Source organism: Microcoleus sp. S13C4 (genome assembly GCF_036700865.1).
Lineage (GTDB): Bacteria > Cyanobacteriota > Cyanobacteriia > Cyanobacteriales > Microcoleaceae > Microcoleus.
The window spans coordinates 1-2,170 of the sequence record NZ_JAUBPS010000156.1; the positions used below are offsets into that span (position 1 = coordinate 1).

Annotated in this window: 3 protein-coding genes; 1 reads left to right on the top strand and 2 read right to left on the bottom strand. The window is 42.4% G+C overall.

Annotation, left to right across the window (positions count from 1 at the left end; all coding sequences use genetic code 11):
- Positions 1-178: 178 nt before the first annotated feature.
- Together QT996_RS28325 and QT996_RS28330 are read right to left on the bottom strand one after the other, a co-directional pair.
- Positions 179-865: a transposase gene (locus QT996_RS28325; RefSeq protein ID WP_333050814.1), complete on the bottom strand. Its 687-nt coding sequence runs from the start codon at positions 863-865 to the stop codon at positions 179-181.
- Positions 866-1,157: 292 nt separating this feature from the next.
- Positions 1,158-1,460 carry a hypothetical protein gene (locus QT996_RS28330; protein ID WP_333050816.1) on the bottom strand — a complete coding sequence of 101 codons (303 nt, stop codon included), beginning with the start codon at positions 1,458-1,460 and terminating at the stop codon, positions 1,158-1,160.
- Positions 1,461-1,786: 326 nt separating this feature from the next.
- Between QT996_RS28330 and QT996_RS28335 the strand changes: the two genes are divergently transcribed.
- Positions 1,787-1,933 carry a hypothetical protein gene (locus tag QT996_RS28335; protein ID WP_333050817.1) on the top strand — a complete coding sequence of 49 codons (147 nt, stop codon included), beginning with the start codon at positions 1,787-1,789 and terminating at the stop codon, positions 1,931-1,933.
- Positions 1,934-2,170: the final 237 nt, after the last annotated feature.

A 2,170-nucleotide genomic window follows, 5' to 3' on the forward strand; every position in this document is an offset into this window, starting at 1 on the left:
ATCTCTTGTTTCATCTGTAGAAAAAATTCTTAAAGAATTTGGAGATAATTATGTAATTAATTTTGCTTAACTACTTACAGCGGATTCCCGGTTTATGAAGTACACCCCAGAAACCCGGTTTCTTCTGGATTTCTCGCCAGAAATCGGTTTTATTCAAGAAACCAGGTTTTGCTGTACTTCACTTACCTCGAAAGTGCTGTAAGTCAAGCCATTGCCTGACTCGGACTGGTCCCAACTGTGGATGTTCGTCAATTTCAATCACAGCATCCGCTTGGAGCCATTTGCTTGGGTCATTGAGTTTCATTTTCTGCCCGTGCTTACGTGGTCTACCGCGACCACTATAGGCTGGTGGTGCTGACCAGAAACACGCATTCTTTCGGACTCTCATTAAACAATCAGCTTGAATATCTGCTTGCGCCAGTACCCACTTTGCATTGCCATATTCTCGATCTAAAACTGCTAAGACGGGGTTGACGCTCTGTTCACATACAAGTTTGAGTTGCGAAGCTGCTTGAAGTATGGGTGAAGACCCACTACTAATTCTTTCATGGAGTAGGGGTAATGCCCAACTTCCTTGAGCTTCTGGTATCCACGCAATTGTACTGTACCCCTGTCCAACAATGGAGCCATTCTCATATTCATGGGTTCTGTCTTTTAAGGTTTTGGCATCGGGTCTCGCCCATGCAGTGTGGTCAATTGCCATTAATATATGTTCTGTTGTAGGTACTTGCTGCTGTAATTGCTTGATATACAGCATCATCCGTTTTTTCCGGTCTGGTCTACAGTCTTGTAAGGCTTCATAGACGCTTGACCATTGACGATTGAATAGCGGACGCTCGCGAAAATTCCGCCAAACAAGCCGCATTCCTTGTTGTCATTACTGCATCCATGAGCTCGAATGTTGCATATGAGGCCAGCACCAATAACTCGTATGCTGCTTGACGAAAGTCCTTTAATCGTTCACTGTTCATTAAGGGAGTGGATAGGTTTTCTTTTTCACCCTTATTCTCTCCCGGCGCGGTGGCTCTAGTTCTTCTGAAAGCCACCGTTCTCATCTTTATTTAGTCTAAACTACAGTAATTCACTATCTAAAATTTGCAGATGTTCCAATTCCGTATCAAAATCAAAGAAATCATTCTCGCTTGTCTTCGATCGCACTATAAGTTCATCATCCCTTGATTCAGCAACGCCCAGCCGAGTTGCGATATCCGATGCAAGCGCACCGACGACAAACAAGGAGTTTTGCAGGTGACGCCGTTGGTGGATTTTGGCAATGTTTGGACTCTCAGGGAAAGCGCGGTTTTGGAAGCGAATACTTTGCTGTCAGCGCGATTGCGACTGCGGTGACTGTACGGCGAAAGGTGGAATGCTCGCGGCGGCTGGGGAATTCCTTTGATTGACATTAAGTTGGGCAACAGGAGTTTACAAGAGCGCGGGCTGTATTTTTCTGTATAATTCAAACATTTTTAGGAAAGCAGTCATTTTGCCCTTGGCGGAACTGAGCAATTCCGCTATATAGTAATAAGTATCATGTGGCACTCGTCTGTAGATGCCAAGAGTGCATTTTACTGATAATCTTTAAATTAAACTATGTCTAAGGTGCGGTTGCTGCTTTTAAGTTCTTTTGCTTCCGGTTTTGGGCTTTGCTCAATCATTTTGGCGATGTTTACGATGACTTCAAGGCTGTCGTTTACGTCTTTTTTTACATTGGTTTTAACTTTGGTATTTTTTGGAATTAATCTGCTTTTTTCTTTGCATTATTATACATCACTTACTAAGCAATTGAGTGTTAAAAATAAAAGGAAAGCGAGAATTTAGCGGTTGTGAAGCAGAAGCGGAAAAAGGCATGGATACTTCTTTCTGGAATTTGAATGGAATCCAGGAAAACGCCTCTGGCTTAGAAAACTATCTAGCTGTCATACCAATTTTCTAAAGTCCTACTATACATAGGGCAATACGGTTCAGTTAAAGGCTAAGCTGTCAAACATCTAAACTGCATTAACTAAGTTACCTTTATTTTTTATTTGGTAGTGCCATGAAGGAAAGGATGGAGTAAACTTAAGCTACTCTTAGAGAGAAGTGTTTGCCATTGATGATATGACAGTAGAAATTAATTCTTGCCCCAATTGTGGCGAGCGAAGAAGTTAGTCGTAACGGTCAGACTCGGCAT